The sequence below is a fragment of the Streptococcus sp. AM43-2AT genome, assembly GCF_003603405.1.
Classification (GTDB): domain Bacteria; phylum Bacillota; class Bacilli; order Lactobacillales; family Streptococcaceae; genus Streptococcus; species Streptococcus ilei.
The window spans coordinates 351,093-370,917 of sequence record NZ_QTND01000001.1; the positions used below are offsets into that span (position 1 = coordinate 351,093).

General features: G+C 36.4%; 17 protein-coding genes. 15 read left to right on the forward strand and 2 right to left on the reverse strand.

Going from position 1 to position 19,825, the window contains the following annotated elements; genetic code table 11:
- Positions 1–257 precede the first annotated feature (257 nt).
- The 15 genes from DW930_RS01695 (at position 258) to DW930_RS01775 (ending at position 17,914) form a co-directional block, all read left to right on the forward strand.
- A complete protein-coding gene (locus tag DW930_RS01695; protein ID WP_123159162.1) occupies positions 258–2,828 on the forward strand; it encodes an SEC10/PgrA surface exclusion domain-containing protein in 2,571 nt (856 codons plus the stop codon).
- 498 nt (positions 2,829–3,326) lie between these two features.
- On the forward strand, positions 3,327–4,391 hold the full coding sequence (locus DW930_RS01705) for a hypothetical protein (protein WP_123159163.1): 1,065 nt from the start codon (positions 3,327–3,329) through the stop codon (positions 4,389–4,391).
- A 291-nt stretch (positions 4,392–4,682) separates the two neighbouring features.
- The gene (locus tag DW930_RS01710; RefSeq protein ID WP_117281336.1) at positions 4,683–5,039 is read left to right on the forward strand and encodes a hypothetical protein; all 357 of its coding nucleotides are present in this window, start codon (positions 4,683–4,685) and stop codon (positions 5,037–5,039) included.
- Complete coding sequence (locus DW930_RS01715; protein WP_123159164.1) at positions 5,026–6,297, forward strand: FtsK/SpoIIIE domain-containing protein; 1,272 nt, start codon at positions 5,026–5,028, stop codon at positions 6,295–6,297. Before DW930_RS01710 ends, DW930_RS01715 begins: the two co-directional genes overlap by 14 nt.
- 164 nt (positions 6,298–6,461) lie before the next feature.
- A complete protein-coding gene (locus DW930_RS01720) occupies positions 6,462–7,307 on the forward strand; it encodes a replicative protein (RefSeq protein WP_347736319.1) in 846 nt (281 codons plus the stop codon).
- Positions 7,294–7,518 (forward strand): DUF3173 family protein, encoded by a 225-nt coding sequence (locus tag DW930_RS01725; protein ID WP_123159165.1) that lies wholly within the window; start codon positions 7,294–7,296, stop codon positions 7,516–7,518. The genes DW930_RS01720 and DW930_RS01725 overlap by 14 nt, the downstream gene beginning before the upstream one ends.
- A gap of 18 nt (positions 7,519–7,536) precedes the next feature.
- A complete protein-coding gene (locus tag DW930_RS01730; RefSeq protein ID WP_123159166.1) occupies positions 7,537–8,715 on the forward strand; it encodes a site-specific integrase in 1,179 nt (392 codons plus the stop codon).
- A gap of 244 nt (positions 8,716–8,959) precedes the next feature.
- Entirely contained in the window at positions 8,960–9,859 is a 900-nt protein-coding gene (locus DW930_RS10545; RefSeq protein WP_243635752.1) for a hypothetical protein, read from the forward strand.
- Positions 9,860–10,092: 233 nt separating this feature from the next.
- Positions 10,093–10,545, forward strand: coding sequence for a hypothetical protein (locus DW930_RS01745; protein ID WP_023023308.1), 453 nt, complete (start codon positions 10,093–10,095; stop codon positions 10,543–10,545).
- A 185-nt stretch (positions 10,546–10,730) separates the two neighbouring features.
- A complete protein-coding gene (locus DW930_RS01750) occupies positions 10,731–12,467 on the forward strand; it encodes an ABC transporter ATP-binding protein (protein ID WP_123159167.1) in 1,737 nt (578 codons plus the stop codon).
- 13 nt (positions 12,468–12,480) lie between these two features.
- The gene (locus DW930_RS01755) at positions 12,481–14,262 is read left to right on the forward strand and encodes an ABC transporter ATP-binding protein (protein ID WP_123159168.1); all 1,782 of its coding nucleotides are present in this window, start codon (positions 12,481–12,483) and stop codon (positions 14,260–14,262) included.
- Positions 14,263–14,383: 121 nt separating this feature from the next.
- On the forward strand, positions 14,384–14,938 hold the full coding sequence (locus tag DW930_RS01760) for a GNAT family N-acetyltransferase (RefSeq protein WP_023023302.1): 555 nt from the start codon (positions 14,384–14,386) through the stop codon (positions 14,936–14,938).
- 194 nt (positions 14,939–15,132) lie between these two features.
- Positions 15,133–16,452 carry a branched-chain amino acid transport system II carrier protein gene (gene brnQ / locus DW930_RS01765; protein WP_123159169.1) on the forward strand — a complete coding sequence of 440 codons (1,320 nt, stop codon included), beginning with the start codon at positions 15,133–15,135 and terminating at the stop codon, positions 16,450–16,452.
- A 159-nt stretch (positions 16,453–16,611) separates the two neighbouring features.
- Positions 16,612–17,319, forward strand: coding sequence for a thiol-disulfide oxidoreductase-associated membrane protein CcdA2 (gene ccdA2, locus DW930_RS01770; RefSeq protein WP_023023299.1), 708 nt, complete (start codon positions 16,612–16,614; stop codon positions 17,317–17,319).
- Positions 17,320–17,341: 22 nt separating this feature from the next.
- Positions 17,342–17,914 (forward strand): TlpA disulfide reductase family protein, encoded by a 573-nt coding sequence (locus DW930_RS01775; protein WP_123159170.1) that lies wholly within the window; start codon positions 17,342–17,344, stop codon positions 17,912–17,914.
- 32 nt (positions 17,915–17,946) lie between these two features.
- Here DW930_RS01775 and DW930_RS01780 read toward each other — a convergent pair whose 3' ends face one another.
- Both DW930_RS01780 and DW930_RS01785 read right to left on the reverse strand, forming a co-directional pair.
- Complete coding sequence (locus DW930_RS01780) at positions 17,947–19,191, reverse strand: NAD(P)H-dependent oxidoreductase (RefSeq protein ID WP_123159171.1); 1,245 nt, start codon at positions 19,189–19,191, stop codon at positions 17,947–17,949.
- A gap of 18 nt (positions 19,192–19,209) precedes the next feature.
- Positions 19,210–19,815 carry an NADPH-dependent FMN reductase gene (locus tag DW930_RS01785; protein ID WP_006596326.1) on the reverse strand — a complete coding sequence of 202 codons (606 nt, stop codon included), beginning with the start codon at positions 19,813–19,815 and terminating at the stop codon, positions 19,210–19,212.
- Positions 19,816–19,825: the final 10 nt, after the last annotated feature.

The following is a 19,825-nucleotide window of genomic DNA, read 5'->3' on the forward strand; positions in this document are numbered from 1 at the left end:
AGGAGCATCAGTTGACGACCTTTACCTAGACTTTGAACCCTACCTATGGGTTGAAAAAGAGGGGGCGATACCTCTCTTTTTTTTATTTTTTAAATCGACAGAAAGCCTGTCAGTACAATAAATAATAACAGTCTACAAAAAAATTACTAATTAATAAAAAAAGTGTTGACAAATAAAAAAATAGTATATAATATAGTCATAAAAGATAATTAAGGGGTTGTCTTAGAAAAACGTTAAAGGAAAAGGGAAAATCTTTTATGGAAAACAAAAAATTATTTATAACAGTTGCTTCAGGTATGGTTGCCTTTGGAGTTGCAGGGAATACCACAGTAAAAGCAGATGAAATCAAACCAGTTGAATCAACAGAGGCAGTTGTTCCTGAAACAGTAGAGAATAAAGAGGTGACAGAAGCGCAAGTCGCTACTGCCCAAGTATCATACAACCAAGCTGAAAAAGAAGTCGCAAATCAACAAAACGTAGTGGAGAAGGCTGAACAAGTCGTTGCTGAAAAGACAACAGCAACAGAGAACGCCAAAACCGCTTATGAAGAAGCTGAAAGCAAAGCAAAAGAAGCTACACCTGAAAATGTGGCAAAAGCAGAAAAAACTATTGCTGATACAGAAAAAGAAGTTGAAACCAAAGAAACAGCTATCAAAACAGCTAAAGGGGAAGTTGCTAAAGCTGAAAACGAAGTTGCAGGGCAAAAACCTAACGTTGCAAAAGCACAAGAAAAAGTAGGAGAAGCCCAAGCAGATGTGAACACAGCCCAAACAGATGTGAACACAGCTCAAAAAGCACTTGATGGCACAGGGGCGAAAGAAGTAGTTGCTAAAGCAGAAGCTACAAAAGCTCAACAAGAAAATGACCAAAAGAAAGTTGATGAAGCCAAGGCAAATCTTGATAATGCTAAAAAAGCAGATGCAACACGCCAAGAAGCTATCAACAAAGCTACAAAAGAAGTAGCTACCAAAGAAGCAGAAGTCAAAAAAGCAGTTACAGCTCTTGATGATGCAAATAGCAAAATGCAAAAAGCAGGTGAGGTACTAGCTACAACAACTGGTGAGTACACAGATGCTAAAAACGACTACGAAAGCCTTATTAACTTCACAGTCCCTACTAAGTATGTAGAAGCCTTGAAGAAGTATGCTGACTACAATCTAAGCGAGGCAGAGCGTGAGAAAGCTGAAAATGACCTGAAAGCAATGAACGCTGAAATGAGTTTGCTGAACCAATTCAAGTCAAATCCAAAAGACAACGAAGTTGTAATGACGATTGGTGAGTTCACGAATGGACAAAAAGACGAACTTACTTTCTTTGCGAATGATATTTTGAACCAAATCCGTAAAGCGTTTGGAACAAAAGAAGCGGTCATTACAAAAGGAGCGAAGACTTTTGCGAATGATGTTGCAAAAGGTTACACCAACGATAATTGGGGTTGGGATAAAGTAGTAAAAGAGGGGCATGACGTACCTGCGATTATTGATGCTTCTAAGAAACACGGTTTGTATGAGGGTCAATACTACGAAAACCTATTCACATTATATGGTGGACGTAAAACAATCACAATGAACCGTGCTAAAGAATTGATTTTTGATGCCTTCCAAAACTACCTCTTTAATGGTGATGAATGGTTACACGCTAAGTCTGTATCAGGAGTTGACAATGAAGATAACGAAAATCAGTACATGGGTGTTGAAATTACCTCACGGGAAAATGCTACAAGCGTACACTTGTTGACTGTTCCAGATGGGCATATCAAATCAGGTTCAACATTTGATAAGACTATTGAACGCAATCCAAAAACCAAAGAGCAGATTGTTTCACGCTACAATGCTACTAAAGGTGCTTATGAAACTGCAAAAGCTGACTACACGAAAGCTCAAACAGTCGTAGAAACTGCAAAAGCAAATAAAGCTACTGCTGATATTGAATTTATCAAAGCGACTAATGAACTAGCTACCAAGCAAGCTGTCAAACAACAAACACCAGAAGCACAGGCTGAACTTGACAAGGCACAGGCAGAATTGGTAAAATCTACTGCTGAAAACAAGAAAGCCCAAAAAGCTGTCGAAAACCTAAATGCAGATATTCTGGTTAAGAAGTCTGTCCTTGAAAATGCTAAAAAGGTTCTTGCTGAAAAAACTCAAAAACTTACTACAAAACAAGCAGAATTAAAAGCAGAACAAGACAAACTTGCTGAACTTGAAGGTGTATTAGCTACTGCTAAAGCAAACCTTGAAAAAGCGAAATCTGAATTGGTGGCAACAAATCAAAAACTTGTAGAAGCAAAAGCACACTACCAAGCTCTTGTAGATGCACCAGTTAAACTTGATGAAGCTAAAAAGGCTTACGAAACATCACAAGCAGAGCTAGACGAAGCTGAAAAAGTTGCAAAAGTCGCACAATCTAAGTTGCAAGAATTGGTTGCAATCCGTGACGAAAAGAAAGCAACATTTGAAAGTCTTAAAACACAATTTGAAGCACAAGAAGAAGCGAAACGACAAGTTGAGTTGGAGCGTAAACGTGTAGAAATTGCTAAACAAGGACTTACAAGTGTTCCAGTATTCTCACAAAAAGGTGAAATCATTGACTTTGTACCAGAAGTGAAAGCTACCCCTGTTGCCCTTTCAGTTGGTGAAAAAATTGTAGATGAAACGGTTGACACAAACTACCAAGCACCTACTAATTTGCCACAAACAGGCACACAAGGAAACGCCTTTGCACTTGTAGGATTTTCATTGATGGCTATTCTAGGGCTAGGCTTAAAAAAGAAAACTAAACTATGTCATTTTTCAACGTACTACCAAAGGATAAGAAACGCCCTGTAAGCAAAATCTAACCAGAACCTATCATCCTAGAAAAAGAAGCTGTAAAGGAAATTCAAGTTACAGTAGGGGAAAGTGTCGCAAAGGCAAAATATGGAGTGAAGAGTAAAAAATCTCCTTACTCAGAAGAAGAAACAAACTTTCTACCACACCAGAGAAACCAGTTGAACCAAAACCACAAGAACCTAAGAAGTTTTACCACATACAGGTGAAACAGCCAGCATGGCATTGATGTTAGGAGGAATAAGTGTAGGTTTGGTTGGACTTGGGTTTGCTAAACGCAAAGAACTGCAATAATTTCAAGATCCTTTATTGGTAAAATAACAGTCTATGTTTTAAAGACATGGGCTGTTTTTTTTATGTTTTTTGAACAAAGCTGTTGTTTTTTTATTTAACATGATATAATCTTGATATTGATAATCTAGTCATGGATTTATTTGATTTAACAGAAAATGAGAAGAAAATTGTTTCTGAATTTACTTTATAAGTATTGGAGTTGTAATGAGTTTTTTTGAAGATGAATTAATAAAAAAGGTTTCAGTAAGATTTCGAGAGTTAAGAGGATCAAGACAAATAGAAACAATTTCGTACGGACAAAAATCTACAATAAAAAGAATAGAATCAGGGAAGAATATAAAAAGTGGAAATTTTATTCCAGATAGCTTATTGGAAGACTACTCCCGAATATTTAAAATAAAAAAAGATCGATTAATATTTGGGACAGACAATGAAATAGCCGACCTTCTTGAATCTACTTTTTATAATTACTTTCAAGAAATCTTACTTAATAGAAAAGTTAGTGGTAACTTATGTGAATTTAATAGATCTTTTATAGATTATTTATGTATTTTTGCCGAATTTTCAACGTGGTATAACTTTAATTTTAATAAAAAATGTAGTTTATTATTTTTTACACCTTGGATTATTATTAAAAGGAGATTAGTAAGTTCCTTTAAACATTATGTGATTGAAGTTATCTTTAATGATGAAGGACAATCATTTAAATTTGTTGAAATAAATAGACAATTTCATAGATGGCTTGAATTTGAACTTGCTAATTTTTTCTTTCCAGAGATTATTGAATTATTAAAAAAAGATACTATTTTCAAAATTGGTTATATGGTTAATACTTTAGCAAAAGAATTTATAGAGTATGATTTACCAACATTAAATGATGATTCAATACCATTCAATTATTTAAGATTAAAAACACATATTTCCCCAATTACTGTAAAGCTTAAAATAGATGAAAAATATATAACTATATTGAAACGCATTCATCCTAATAAAGATAATAAAGATAATAAAGATAATAAAGTAGGTATGAAAGAATTAGTTCCTGTATATAAAATTTTAAATAGAAATGAGTTTTTGGATCATGTAAAAAATAATTCAATTAAATTCGGTGGAAAAGTACCTGGAATTTTAAAAATAAATAGTAAAGCATCAAAATTTGTACAATTGGAATTAAATGATCTATTTTTAAATGAAATTAAAACACTCACTAAATATCAGAGTTATCTTTTAAATCTAATCAGATATCAGGAATTAGAAGATTTTTTATAACCCTTTATATACTTAAAAAAGAGATATATTTTATATATTTCTTTTTTAATTTCTAATTTAATAACTTATATAACGAATTATCAATTTTAATAGTCTATCTTTTCGTCTAAAATTCTTAATTTAAAAGTATACCAAATTTTATACTAACTATGTAATTTCTAGTTATATAATTATTTTATCAGATCACAGCAATGATTTGATAGAAAATTGAAAATAGAGTTGCAAATCTATTTTCAAATGAATAAAGAAGTTGCTGATTCTTTAATTCAAAATAAAGAGAGGTAAAAAATTATGACACTAAAAAATTTAAGAAGTTTTTTAAAATTCGATAAATCATTCTTCGAAAAAAAAGAATTTGTATATTTAAATTGTAGACTTACACAAGATAATCATTTAAAAGTAACGTTACTTATTGTTGAAGATAATACCGAGTATCAAAACGAACAGAATAACCTTGGTGAACAAGTGGTCATTACTGTTTTGAACAAAGGAATTGATGATTATTCTTCATTTAAACCACTTCAAACAGTTTGTAAAGTTGTAAATATTAGTAAAGCAACTGTCTATGGCGAGTATCAAAATCAATTGTCAATTACTGCCGATGTAATTTTAGATTCACAAGGAAATAAGCAACATGAAAAGAGTTAGTATAAATTGGGTGTATCCTTTTTGGGGAAGTCGAATAATATTTTTTCTCTTTATAGTAGTAGTTCTTTTTATTGATTTATATTTTCTACCATTGATCGCTTTGAAATTAAGTATAAATCAAATTTTACTTATATGTTCTATAGAAATATTACTAAGTTCTTTGTTTGTTTTCGGTCAGTTTAACAGAAGTAAATATTTAAAACAGAAAAAATTATTTAAATTTATTAAATTAAACCAATTATATATTACACAGATAACTGAAACTAAAGAAAAAAAATATATTGAAACTTTGGAAATGGAATGGATTGAAAATAAAGAAGATACGAGTACATTTACAATTAGAGTATACAATATAGGTGGACTTCTAAGCCATAAAGTTAATGATCTTGGAAGCAAGCTGGAAGCATATTTAGGGAAAAAATTGATATCTAATACAAAACAGTTAACATACACCGACTATACTTTTGAATTAATAAAAGATGAACGTTTAAAAGTATCGGATTTAAATTTAGAAAAAGACAGAAATTCGACAGTAATTCAACTCACAAAAAAAATATCATACGATATTAGCAAATCTCCGCACGGTTTAACAGTTGGTACAACTGGTTCAGGAAAAAGTATGTTTTTGAACTATAAAATTTTACAATATGCATCGATAGGGGCTGATATTTATATCTGTGATCCGAAAAATGCAGATTTAAGTTTATTGAGGTATGTTAGTGGTTTTCCAGAAGATAATGTTGCTGTTACTTCTAATCAAATCTGTAAAATACTTAGAGTTGTAAATACTAAAATGATGAATAGGTACGATAAATATTTTTCTGGTCAAGGATCATTTGGTAAAGATTTTACAGATTTTGGACTAAAACCAATCGTAGTTTTTATTGATGAAGTTACAGCTTTTGTAAAAGTATCTGATAAAAAAATTGCTGAAGAAGCTATGTCTTATCTTTATAACTTAGTTATGATGGGAAGACAAGTCGGAGTACTAATCGAGGCCTCTTTGCAGCGTCCAGATGCGAGTATTCTTGATGGTGCTATTAGGGATCAATTAGGTTGTCGAGTTGCGCTTGGCAATCTATCAGAAGATGGATACAGAATGGTTTTTGGCTCAAATTTTAAGGACTATAAATCGATTCAAATAAAAGGAGGAGGCCATGTACAGATTGATGGGAAAATGACTTTACCAACTTATTTTGAAACTCCATTTTTTGACAAAAATTTTGACTTTTTAAAAGAATTGCAAAAATATTATTAGAGCACTTTCGAAAGTAAAGAATAGGGGTGCTCAGCTCAGAGAGCTGGAGCAAGTGGAGCGTCCCTCTTTCTTTACTTTGAGAAATGTGCCCAGCAATAGAAGCTTGCTTCTATTGCTTTTAACTTGATAAACGTCAAACAATAGAACAATAAGGAAAGTCAGGAGTGAAAATAAATAATTCAAAAGTACATTCAGGAGCTATCGTAAAATCTTATAGATATGGTAATACCCTAGAATTAACAACTTCTAATGGAATACACAAGCAGACCATAAAAGTACTTCCGAATAAAAAATATGTTGTTTTGGATACCGGGGAAATATTTGATATGAATACAAGTGGAGAGACAAGAAGTGATAATTTAAAGTCAACTCGTATTACAATGAGGAAGTTAAGGCGTCTTATTTCTCATAACTTCAATGGTACTAAAAATGAACTTTGGATAACGTTGACCTATGCTAAGTACACTAATGAACTTGAAGTTGTATATAGAGACTTTAAATTATTTATAAGAGATTTAAGAAAACAATATTCAGATTTAGAGTATATCAATGTTATTGAACCACAAGCTAGTGGGAGCTGGCATTGTCATCTTCTTATCAAAGCACCTAAAAGAAGTTCTCTTTATATTCCAAACAAAATTATTGAACAATGCTGGAAAAAAGGTTTTACCAAAACTAAAAGGCTTAAAAATAGTGATAAAGTGGGCAATTATGTTATTGCATATTTAACTAATTTAGAAATAGATGATAATCAGAATATAAAAAAATACGTCAAAGGTGCACGACTATATTTATATCCAAAAGGTGTCAGGATTTATAGGTGTTCTAGAGGAATAAAAAAACCAATTGAAATAACAGCTACTAAAGGAGAAGTAATGACTATCAATGGACTAGATATCGATTTAGATGCCAATTATTCAAAAAAAACAAATCATATTATTAGAACAGGAGATGAAATTAGTTATATTACAGAATTCTACAATATAGGAGATAAGAATGAAGACAGTTAATCATAAAGATATTATGAAGCTTGGTTTTTCTAAGACAGCTTCAAAAGAAATAATTAAGCAAGCTAAAAAGATTGCTATAAATCAATTTGATGAATCTTTGAATTCTTCAAATAATATGGTAAAATTAAGTAAATCGCCTTTCGATAACAAAAGACTTGATCTTGCACCTATTTCTATTGTGGAAGAATTACTCGGCTTTCAATTTACTTAATGAAAGGAATTGAAAGCAATGTCAAAGAAATATAAAGGAGTATTTAGAGATAGTAAAGGAAGGATTTACTGTCAGACAGAATTCAAAGCATCAGCTACAGGTAAACGTCAAAGATTTAAAAGATATCGAAATATATGGGGAAAATCTTTTTCAACTGAAAAAGAGGCATATGATGAATTATGTCGAGCAAGAGTTGAATTTTACGATAAATTTGATTATAGCGACTATAATCTCAATTTTGAACAGTATATGTTTGAGGTTTTTTTACCTTACTACAAACAAACGGTACAAGATAGCACATATAGAACCGCAATCACTCAATTTGATACATTTATTGAGAGATTTGGAAACATGAAATTACGAGACATTAAACCTCGTGATTGTGAAAAATTTCGTTTAGAACTTATTAATAAGTATTCTGCGAATTATGCAAAATGTGTTTGGATACGATTTAAACAATGTTTAGGTTATGCAGAGAGAATGGAATATATTAAAACATTCCCATGTAAGAGTCTGGATAATCCAAAAGGTAAAAGACCAGATACAAAATTCTGGACTTTTGAAGAGTTTAAGAAAGTGATTTCAACTTTTGATTTAACTGATTATGAAGATCTTCACCGTTTTACAACCACTTGGTTGTACTATATGACTGGTGTACGTGTTAGTGAAGGTTTTGCTTTACTTTGGTCAGATTTTGATAAAGAGAATAAACGTATCTTTGTTCACTCAACTTTAGAAGCTTTAAAAGGTGGTGTCTATAAACGTAAAGAGCAGACAAAAACCGAAGCAGGAATAAGATATATAGACTTAGATGATGAAACAATAAAAGTGCTTGAACGTTGGCGCACAATTCAGATTTCTAATTCTAATCAAGATTATATTTTATCCAAGTTTGGTGAACCAATGGTAAAAAGCACTTTGACAAGAATGTTGAAGCGTCATGCAAGGTTGGCTGGAGTTCCAGAAATAACTGGTAAAGGATTGCGTCATTCACATGATTCATTTATGATCAATGTTCTGAAAAAGGATGTTTTAGAAGTATCTCAACGTTCTGGAAGAATTGATAAAGCTACAACATTAAACACATATAGTCATTACTATAATGCAAACAATACAACTCTTGGAAATGAAATTACTCAACTTCTTAAACAGGAAGGAGTTGGAGCGACCCCCCCATATACACCCCTACAAAAATAAAGTAATAAAAAATAAGCTTTACACTTAGTCTTTTGAGTATCACGCTCAAATTACTCTTAAATAATAGAGTTTCCAATCAAAATGAAAACCGAGGTTTAGACCTCGGTTTTTTTAATTTCTTTAGGAATTGTAAATAATTATCAAGTTCAAGAATTCCTTATTAAAAATTCTCCAACAATCAATATATTGAAAACGTTTTATTTATTTGTTAAAATAGTTTTAATTAGTAAAAAGGAGATTACTTATGAAAATTTTTAAACGTCTGGTGTTTGTTGCTTTGTTTGCTTTTAGCGCTTTGTTTTTAGCTTCATGTAGTGGGGGTGGCTCTAGCGATAATGGTGTTTATGTATTTGAACCTACATCAGAAGAAATCCTAGAAATGGTGGAAAAAGAAACTGGGACTAATAGTGCTGCCAACCTTTTCGTTGATCAGCTAAAAATTAAATTGGTACTAGAAATTAAGGATAACACTGGGACAATGTCTGCCTCAGTTAGTATCTTTGGCAATGACCAAGAAAAAACAGTAGATTTAAAAGTAGATCAAAAGAAAAAAATTATATGGTCAGAAGAGGATCCTGAGAAAAAGATAACATATAAGATCGAAGGTGATGTTTTAACGCTTGAAAATCCTAACCTTAATATTGGTGATGAAAATACGGCGAAATTCCTCAAATCTGTAAAATTCAAACGAGCAAGTTCCCTTACATCTAAGGGGGCTACTTCATCTAAGAGTTCTACATCTAAGGGTTCTACCTCTAAGAGTCCTATAGCTAACGACAATGGAAAATATGTTTATAATGCAGATAAGGAGAAAATAGAAAGTATCCTAAAAGAAGAAGGGGCCACTGATGAGCAACTTGAGCAAGTTGCTGGTCAAATTTCATTAACAATGACAATCGAAATTAAAGATAAAGAAGCAAAAATGACTGTTGAAATGAATGCTCTTGGAGATAATCAAAAGAAATCATTTGACCTGAAAGCTGATCAAAGCAGCAAAACTCTTGAGTCAAAAGAAGGCGGTAATGATAAAGTCAAGTATAAGATTGACGGGGATGTTTTAACTTTGGACTTGAGTAAATTCGAGGCAGAGGATAGTGAAACATTTGCTTTCTTCAAAGATGTAAAATTCAAACGTCAAAAATAACATATAAAAAGTAGATGGTATAGGACTATCTACTTTTTTATGAAATAAGGATTGTACTGTTAAAATACAGTTTTTAACTCATACAATAAACTTTCACCCTTAAATCTCGTTTAGCGATTCTATAATCACAAGCCATTTCCATATCTTTTCAAGTTCTTACTAATTTATTATGTTGTTAGACTTCTATTTTTTTGATAGAATAGTCCTTATCAACAAATAAAGGGAGATTTCTGATGAAATACTTTAAACGTCTTGTCTTTGCTGCTTTGTTGGCAGTTGGTGCGATTTTCCTTGTAGCTTGTGGTTCTACAACTAGCGATAATGGGAAATATGTCTATAAAGCTGAGAAGGATCAAATTAAAAGCATCCTTAAAAAGCAAGGGGCTAGTGAGGAACAACTTGAGCAGGTTATTGATCAATTTGATTTGACAATGACAATTGAAATTAAAGATACAAAAGCTAAGATGATTATCGAAATGAAAGCTCTTGGTGAAAGCAAAAAGAAAACAATTGACCTGAAAGCTGATCAAAATGCTAAAACTCTTGAATCAGCAGAAGGTGGTAAAGATAAAGTCAAATATAAGATTGATGGTGATGTTTTGACTTTGGATGTATCAAAAGCAGAATCTAGTGATTATGAAGTTTTTGCTTTCTTCAAAGATGCAAAATTCAAACGTCAGAAATAATCGTATCTTGAGGGGATGGCTTAGGCTATCCTCTTTTTTCTTCATGGTTTTCATTAGCTCTTTTCCTTGCTAGCCACCTAGGGTAATGATATAATGAGGTTACTGTGAAGAAGGCGTGTGAGCTTTCTAGAATCATTTAAAAAGTACTTGACGGTGCTTTTTTATTGTATAGGGAGGAGAAAGGTATGGGATATATTTGGTCTTATTTGAGAAAATATCCAAAATGGTTGTGCTTGAATTTTACAGCAGCCATCTTTTTTGTGATTGTTAATCTCGGTTTGCCAACTGTTTTGGCCCGTATGATTGATGAGGGAATCAATCCGAGAGATATAGAGCGTGTTTATTTCTGGGCCTGGGTTATGTTTGGTGTGATCATCGTCGGAATTCTTGGTCGAATCGTTCTGGCCTATGCGGTTGGGAAGATTACTACAACCATGGTTATGGATATGCGGAATGATCTTTATGAGAAGCTTCAGGAATATTCTCACCATGAATATGAAAAGATTGGCGTTCCTTCTTTAGTGACACGGATGACGTCTGATGCTTTTGTCCTGATGCAGTTTTCTGACCAGATGTTAAAACTTGGGGTCATTACTCCCATCATGATGGTGTCGAGTATTCTGTTGATTTTACAAACGAGTCCATCTCTTGCCTGGATTGTGGCGATTTCGATGCCTTTTTTGGCCGTGGTGGTCTGGTATGTAGCTGTTAAGACCAAGCCTTTGTCAGAGAAGCAGCAGGAAACCCTAGATAAGCTCAATCAATATGCACGTGAGAATCTTACAGGCCTTCGTGTCATTCGTGCTTTTGCACGTGAGGAATTCCAAGAGGAAAAGTTTGGCCAAGTTAATGCAGTCTATGCGGACAACTCTAATAAACTCTTTAAACTGACTGGTTTGACGGAGCCACTCTTTGTCCAAATCATCATCGCTATGATTGTAGCTATTGTGTGGTTTGCCTTGGATCCTCTAGGGGATGGGAGTTTAGAAATCGGTAATCTTGTCGCCTTTATCGAATACAGTTTCCATGCCTTGCTTTCATTCCTTTTCCTAGCCAATCTCTTTACCATGTACCCACGGACAGCTGTCTCCAGTCATCGTTTGAAAGAAATAATGGACATGCCCATTTCCATTGATCCAAATGAAAATGGGGTAACTGAGACAGAAACCAAGGGTTATCTGGAATTTGATAATGTCACTTTTGCCTATCCTGGTGAAACAGAGAATCCAGTCCTTCACAATATTTCCTTTAAGGCTAAACCGGGTGAAACCATCGCCTTTATCGGATCGACCGGTTCTGGGAAATCCTCTCTCGTTCAGCTCATTCCTCGATTCTATGATGTCACCTTAGGGAAAATCTTGGTTGATGGCGTGGATGTTCGTGATTTTAACGTTAAAGCCTTGCGCCATAAGATTGGATTTATCCCGCAGAAGGCCCTGCTCTTTACAGGGACCATCGCTGAAAACCTTCGTTATGGCAAGGAAGATGCGAGTATAGAAGAACTAGATAAGGCAGCAGATGTAGCCCAAGCCAAGGAATTTATCGAGAGTAAGGAAGAACAGTTTGACACTCATTTAGCAGAAGGTGGTAGCAACCTTTCTGGAGGTCAGAAGCAACGTTTATCGATTGCACGTGCAGTTGTTAAGGAGCCGGATATCTATATCTTTGATGATTCCTTCTCGGCTCTGGATTATAAGACAGATGCAACGCTTAGAAAACGTCTAAAAGAAGTAACTGGAGATGCGACCGTTTTAATCGTAGCCCAGCGGGTTGGGACCATTATGGATGCGGATCAAATCATTGTCTTGGATCATGGAGAAATCGTTGGTCGTGGAACCCATGAAGAGCTTCTGGAAACAAATGAAATCTACAGTGAAATTGCTCGCTCTCAGTTGAATAACCAATCATTGACAGAAGAATAGGAGGGAGGAGAAAATGAAAGAAAAACGTTCCAGTTTTGTACGCCTTTGGGGCTACTTAAAAGCTTATCGCTTTGCCGTTATTTTCGCTACGCTTCTAAAAATTCTGAGTGTGGTCATGAGTGTCATCGAACCCTATATTCTAGGACTCGCTATTACGGAATTGACTGCTAACCTGATAGATATAGCTAGAGGAGTTGCAGGAGCTCAGATTAATGCTGGCTATGTTGGCTGGGTCATGGCTGTCTATCTCTTCCGTGGAGTCTTGTATGAACTCGGCTCTTACTATTCGAATTACTTCATGACCAATGCTGTTCAAAGCATGATTGAGGATATGCGTAATGACCTATCTAAAAAAATCAATCGTATCCCCGTTTCTTACTTTGATCAGCATCAATTTGGGGATCTCCTTGGTCGCTTTACCAGTGATGTCGAAACGGTTTCCAATGCCTTGCAACAGTCTTTTCTTCAAATTGTAAATGCGATCTTCACCTTAAGTTTGGTCATTGCTATGGTGCTTTATCTTAACCTCACTTTGGGGTTAATAGTGATTGCTTCTATTCCGATTACCTTCTTCGGTGCCCAGTTGATTATGAAGAAATCCCAGCCTTATTTTAAAGAGCAGGCTGATGTTCTTGGAGCTCTAAATGGTTTTGTTCAGGAAAACTTGAGTGGCTTTAACGTCTTAAAACTCTATGTACGTGAAGAATCATCGCAAGAAGAATTCCGTGACATTACTCGTCGTCTCCAACAAGTTGGATTTAAAGCGAATTTTATTTCTGGACTGATGATGCCAGTTCTTAATGCCATCTCTGATTTGACCTATCTTTTGGTCGCAGTTATCGGAGCTATTCAAGTTCTTGCTGGTCGTCTTACAGTTGGGAATATGCAGGCTTTTGTTCAGTATGTCTGGCAGATCAATCAACCTATTCAAAATTTGAGCCAGTTAGCTGGCACCTTGCAAAGTGCCAAATCTTCACTAGACCGGGTCTTCCAAGTCCTTGATGAACCAGATGAAGTGCTCGGTAAAAATGAATCTCTGGACAAAGAGCTGACAGGGCAGGTTAGCTTTAACCATGTAGACTTCCAATATGTGGAAGATAAACCGCTGATCCGTGATTTTAACCTAGAGGTTAATCCTGGTGAGATGGTGGCTATTGTCGGACCGACAGGAGCAGGGAAAACGACCCTCATCAACCTCCTCATGCGTTTCTACGATGTGACTAAGGGGGCTATTACAGTGGATGGTCATGATATCCGTGACCTATCTCGCCAAGACTATCGTAAGCAGTTTGGGATGGTTCTTCAGGATGCTTGGCTCTATGAAGGGACCATTAAAGAGAATCTGCGCTTTGGAAACTTGGATGCGACAGATGAAGAGATTGTCGCTGCTGCCAAGGCCGCCAATGTGGACCACTTTATCCGGACCCTTCCGGGTGGCTACAACATGGAGATGAACCAGGAGTCTAGTAATATTTCTTTGGGGCAAAAACAATTGTTGACCATTGCGCGTGCCCTTCTAGCTGATCCAAAGATTTTAATTTTGGATGAGGCAACTTCTTCAGTGGATACGCGTCTGGAACTCTTGATTCAAAAGGCTATGAAGAACTTGATGAAAGGGCGAACTAGTTTTGTCATCGCTCATCGCTTGTCAACCATCCAAGAAGCAGATAAGATTTTAGTTCTTAAAGAGGGTCAAATCATCGAACAAGGAAATCATGAGTCCCTCTTGGCTGCACAAGGATTTTATCACGACTTGTACATGAGTCAATTCTCCAAAAAAGAAGAAACTGAATAAAAGCGTCAAAAAAGAGCAATAGCTCTTTTTTTGTTAAGCTACATACTTGCTTTTGAAAGAAGACGGATTTCTTGAATATGTTTATTTTATTTGCTATAATCGTAGCAGAAATGGAGGCTTTATGCGCTTAACAAGCCAATTAATCACTGAAACATTCCCAGATCTGGATAAGGTCGAGCGGTTGAATACCGAGGCTTTCCCTGAAGAGGAACGGATTCCTATATCTGAGTTTTTACGCTATACAGACAATGATGATGCTCATTTTTTTGCTTTTTACAATGAGGAAGAATTTGTTGGATTTGCCTTTGCTATTTCAAATGCCAAGGCCTTTTATGTCAGCTTCTTTGCCATTATGCCTCACTTGCGAAGTCACGGCTATGGTCAAGAAATCATTGAAAAATTAGTGGAATTTTACCAACGGACCATGTTGTTAGAAGTTGAGCGATTGGATGAAGAATGTGATAATCTAGAGCAACGTCAAGCACGGATGGATTTCTATATTCGAAATGGCTTTAAAACAGCCAATGCTTTTCTTGAATACGAAGACCTTAGTTTCGAGATCCTCTACCGAGGAGAGGGCTTCGATGAGGAGGCCTATCGTGATATCTTCCGTAAACTTCAGGAAGAGAATTATTTTGATTTCCGCATCCAATACCGACGCTTTAGTGAAGATTAAAAACAAAAGGTGCTCCTCTGTTAGATAGCAGAGAAGCACTTTTTAATTAATGGATGAAGAAGTATATAAGAATCTACAGTAGAGTCTTTTTTGTCTTAAGTTATTTTTAAATGCAATTATTCCAGTAAAAAGAATTGCCGTGGTGGAAGAAAGCTGTTATACTAGTTAAGATTGAAAAATGTAAAGGAGAACACATGTTACGAAAAGGTTCCTTAACAGGTTTGCTGTTATTTGGTATTTTCTTCGGTGCAGGGAATTTGATCTTTCCACCTGCGCTAGGTGCCCAATCGGGTATCCATTTTTGGCCAGCTATTGCTGGATTTGTCTTATCAGGAGTAGGAATTGCGATTATTACCTTGATCATTGGGACGCTCAATCCTAAAGGCTATATTCATGAGATTTCACGTAAAATCGCCCCTTGGTTTGCTATCGTTTATCTAGTAGCCTTGTATCTCTCTATTGGCCCTTTCTTTGCCATTCCGAGAACGGCTACCGTTTCCTACGAAGTTGGGATTGCCCCCTTGTTAGGAAATTCAAGTGGAAAACTTAGTCTCTTCGTTTTCACCTTGGTTTATTTCTGTTTAGCCTATTTGATTGCCCTTCACCCTTCTAAAATCTTAGATAGTATTGGTCGGATTTTAACTCCTGTCTTTGCTATCTTGATTGTTGTATTGGTTGTCCTCGGCGCCCTCAAATACAGCGGACACGCGCCACAAGTGGCAACAGAAGCCTACCAAGCATCTGCCTTTGGTCAAGGTTTCCTTGAAGGGTATAATACCTTGGATGCCCTCGCTTCAGTGGCCTTTAGTGTGATTGCGGTAACCACCCTCAATCAACTTGGTTTCACCAGCAAGAAGGAATACATTAAAACCATCTGGATCGTTGGGATTGTCGTAGCCATTGGCTTTAGTATTTTATACATTGGCTTGGGTTACCTTGGAAATCATTTCCCAATTCCAGCAAAAGTAATGGCATCTGATGCCAATAAAGGGGTCTATGTCCTTTCAGAAGCGACCAAGGCTATCTTTGGCCCAGCTGCTCAAATCTTCCTTGCGGGTATGGTGACAGTGACTTGCTTCACTACAACAGCCGGTTTGATCGTGTCAACAGGGGAATTCTTCCATAATACCTTCCCTAAAATCTCTTACAAGGTCTATGCGACAATCTTCACTTTGATTGGTTTTGGGATTGCCAATCTTGGCTTGAGCGCCATTATTGCCTATTCATTACCTGTCTTGATGATCCTCTATCCAATCACCATTACTATTGTGTTGATTGTGATTATAAACAAATTTACTCAACTATCAAAACCAGGAATGCAACTAACTATTTTCTTAGTTAGCTTGGTGGCGATTGCAGATGTTCTGGCAAGCACCTTCAAACTTACAGTTCTGGCAAACGTCATTAAAACTTTACCATTTGCCGCTCAATCCCTCCCATGGTTACTCCCCGCAGTAGTCGGGATTATCCTCTCTCTTTTCTTGCCAAATAAACAAAGTGCAGAAGAAGAATAAGTCGTCAATTGAACTCCAGAGTGAAATACTTTGGAGTTTTTGTTTGGCATTGAAACTAGTTTCTAAATGATCGTTTAGAAATCAAAGCGTAGCAGAAATTTTTAATTTAGGAGCTGGAATGTTATACTAGTTGTAGCATATCAATATACGGAGTGTTTTATGAATCAAATCGTTTTCTCCTTTACTGTCTTTCTGGCAGGGATTCTTTCCTTTTTCTCTCCCTGTGTCTTTCCTTTGCTTCCGGTATACATCGGGGTCTTGCTAGGAAGTGATCAGGAAAAATCCATTCAGATTTTTGGGAAGAAGATTCGCTGGCATGGTCTTGTAAAGACCTTGTGTTTTATCGCAGGGATTTCTGTTATTTTCCTTATTATTGGTTTCGGGGCAGGTCTACTTGGTCAAATCATGTACACCAACTGGTTCCGATACTTGATGGGCGCGCTGATCATTATCCTTGGTCTTCATCAGATGGAAGTCTTTCACTTTAATTTCTTAGAAAAGCAAAAAACAATGGATTTCGGGGCGAACAAGCACAAGAATGAATTACTTTCAGCTTTTCTGCTTGGGCTTGGTTTTAGCTTTGGCTGGACGCCATGTATCGGTCCGGTTCTAGGCTCTGTACTTGCCTTAGCAGCATCCAATGGTCAAGATGCCCTCATGGGTGCTCTCTATCTCTTTATCTATACACTAGGGATGGCTATTCCGTTTTTACTTTTGGCCTTAGCGTCTGGGATTGTTCTCCCATACTTTAATCGTCTAAAACCCCATCTCTTGTTACTGAAGAAAATTGGTGGCTTGATCATCATCATTATGGGGATTTTGTTACTCTTGGGACAATTGAATAGCTTGTCTGCTATCTTTTCATAAATCAAATGGAGGTTTACTCATTATGAAAGTTATTAAATACGCCTGTTTTTCGCTTCTTTCTCTATCCATCTTGACTGCTTGCTCTATGAATCAGTCCGAAAGTGGCATGAACAATCAATCCATGGATAATCAATCAATGACCAATACTAGCACAAGTAAACATCCTTTAGTAGGAAAAGAAGCTAGTGACTTCGAGCTAAAGGATATGAAAGGGAATACGGTCAAACTTTCAGACTATAGAGGGAAAAAGGTTTACTTGAAATTCTGGGCGACTTGGTGTGGTCCTTGCCGACAAAGTATGCCTGAACTGAATAAACTAGTCGAAGAAAAGGACCGGGACTTTGAGATTCTTACCGTTATGGCACCAGGGATGCAAGGAGAAAAAACAGAAGAAGAGTTCGTCAAATGGTTTGCCCAACAAGACTATCAATCAGTTCCTGTTTTGTACAATCCGGACGGATCTGCCTTTATGAATTACCAAGTCCGTTCAATCCCTACGGAAGTCTTTATTGATAGCCAAGGAAAAATTGGACATGTTCAATTAGGGGCAATTTCAAACGAAGATGCCAAGAAGATTATCAAAGAGTTGAAATAAAAAAAATGAAGCATAAAGCTTCATTTTTTTTATTAGTTGCTTGCACCAGAAGTTGCATCTGCATCTCCGTGACCTCCGTCACCGTGTCCTCCAGCATCTGAAGCACCAGAAGTTGCATCTGCATCACCATGACCACCAGCAGGAGCAAATGGCCCGCTTCCGCCCACAAGGCGTTGACCAGTTGTTTGAAGGTACCAGTCCAACCATGGTTTGAAGTTGAAGACAATTTCGTTAATACCAGCATATGAACCATCTTCATAGTACATAGCTTGATAGTTGTGAGTATTGATCACGCCTTCAGGAGATCCTGGAACAATGGTACGAACATATTCCTGGTTTCCGTTGCGAAGAGTACCGATGACCCATTCAACGTTTTTCATACGTGCTGGTGGAAGAGAACCGTGAACGGTTGACATCCGGCTACCTGATTGAGGTGGCACGCGTTTCGCAAACATGGTATCTGGATCTTGGTGGGCATTGTTGTAGTAGAGGAACTGGTTGTTATCATCAGCGTATGTCAATTCGAAAGGCATAGCTTTCAAGAACATATCGATTTGATTAACAGTCAGGATACCGTGGTCCAATTTGACGTATGTATCACCAGATACAGCCCCTGTAATTTCTGCAACTTTTTCTACCCAATCTGGATCATCTGGATCAACCTCGGTAACAGTAGTAGCGATTGGTTTTCCGCAATCCAAATCTTCTGGTTCAATTGGTTTTGGTTTTTTCAATTTAGAAACGACTCCTACGTATTTCACAAAGTTATCTAAACAAGTTTCAAGGAATTTTACAGTTCCTTCGTTGATTATGTTGCCATCTGCGTCAAAAGCTTCTTTCGCTTTTCCGAGAAGGAATTCGTTCCCTGGAAGGGTATAGGCATTGACACCTGGAGCATCCAGAATCTTACGAAGGTGGACTTGGGCACGAGAAGTCCCTTGGTCATAGTAAGAAGCACCCACGATCATGACCGGTTTGCTTTCAAAAGGATGCACTTCATAGGAAAGCCATTCTAAAACAGATTTTAATCCTGCTGAAATGGTGTGGTTGTGTTCAGGTGTTGCGATAATCACACCATCAGCACGGGTAATTTTATTGTTAAGGAGACGCAATTGGAAGCTTTCGTCCCATTTTTCATCTTGATTAAACATTGGAACTTCGTCGATTTCAAGAACTTCCAATTCAAATTTGATCTTGAAGTGACGACGGATGAATTCCAAAAGTTTGCGGTTATATGATTGGTCGTAGTTTGATCCTACAAGTCCTACAAATTTCATGCTAGTATGTCTCCTATCTTACAAGTTTTCCCAGTCGAAGTCTTCGGCATCTTTGCGAAGCAATTCTTGAGCGTTGCGCAGTTTTTCAGTAACTTTAACAAAGATACGGAAATCATCAAAGATGGCGTCGAGTTTCTTGATGACGTCAAGATCTACCAAGTCACCATTTTGATCAAATGCTTGAAGAGAGTGAGAAAGCAAGAATTCGTCTGGAAGGACAGTTGCCTTGATTTCTGGTGAGTTCAAGATTTGACGAAGCTGCAATTGAGCGCGAGATGAACCAAGCGTACCATAAGAAGCACCTGTAATCATCACTGGTTTGCTTAAGAGTGGGTAAATCCCATAAGATAGCCAAGCAAGGGCGCTCATCAAGACAGCTGGGATGGAATGATCGTATTCTGGTGTGCCAATGATGACACCATCAGCTTCCTCGATTTTCGCAGCAATCTCTAAGATAGCTTCAGGGACTTGTTTGTTGGCTGGCTTGTTGAAGACAGGGATATCTTTAATCTCAACCAATTCAATCTCTGCCTTATCAGCAAAATGCTTTTGCATGTATTGAAGTAGTTGGCGGTTTGTTGAACGTTTGGAGTTTGTTCCAACGATCGCAATAAGTTTTGTCATGGAAATTCCT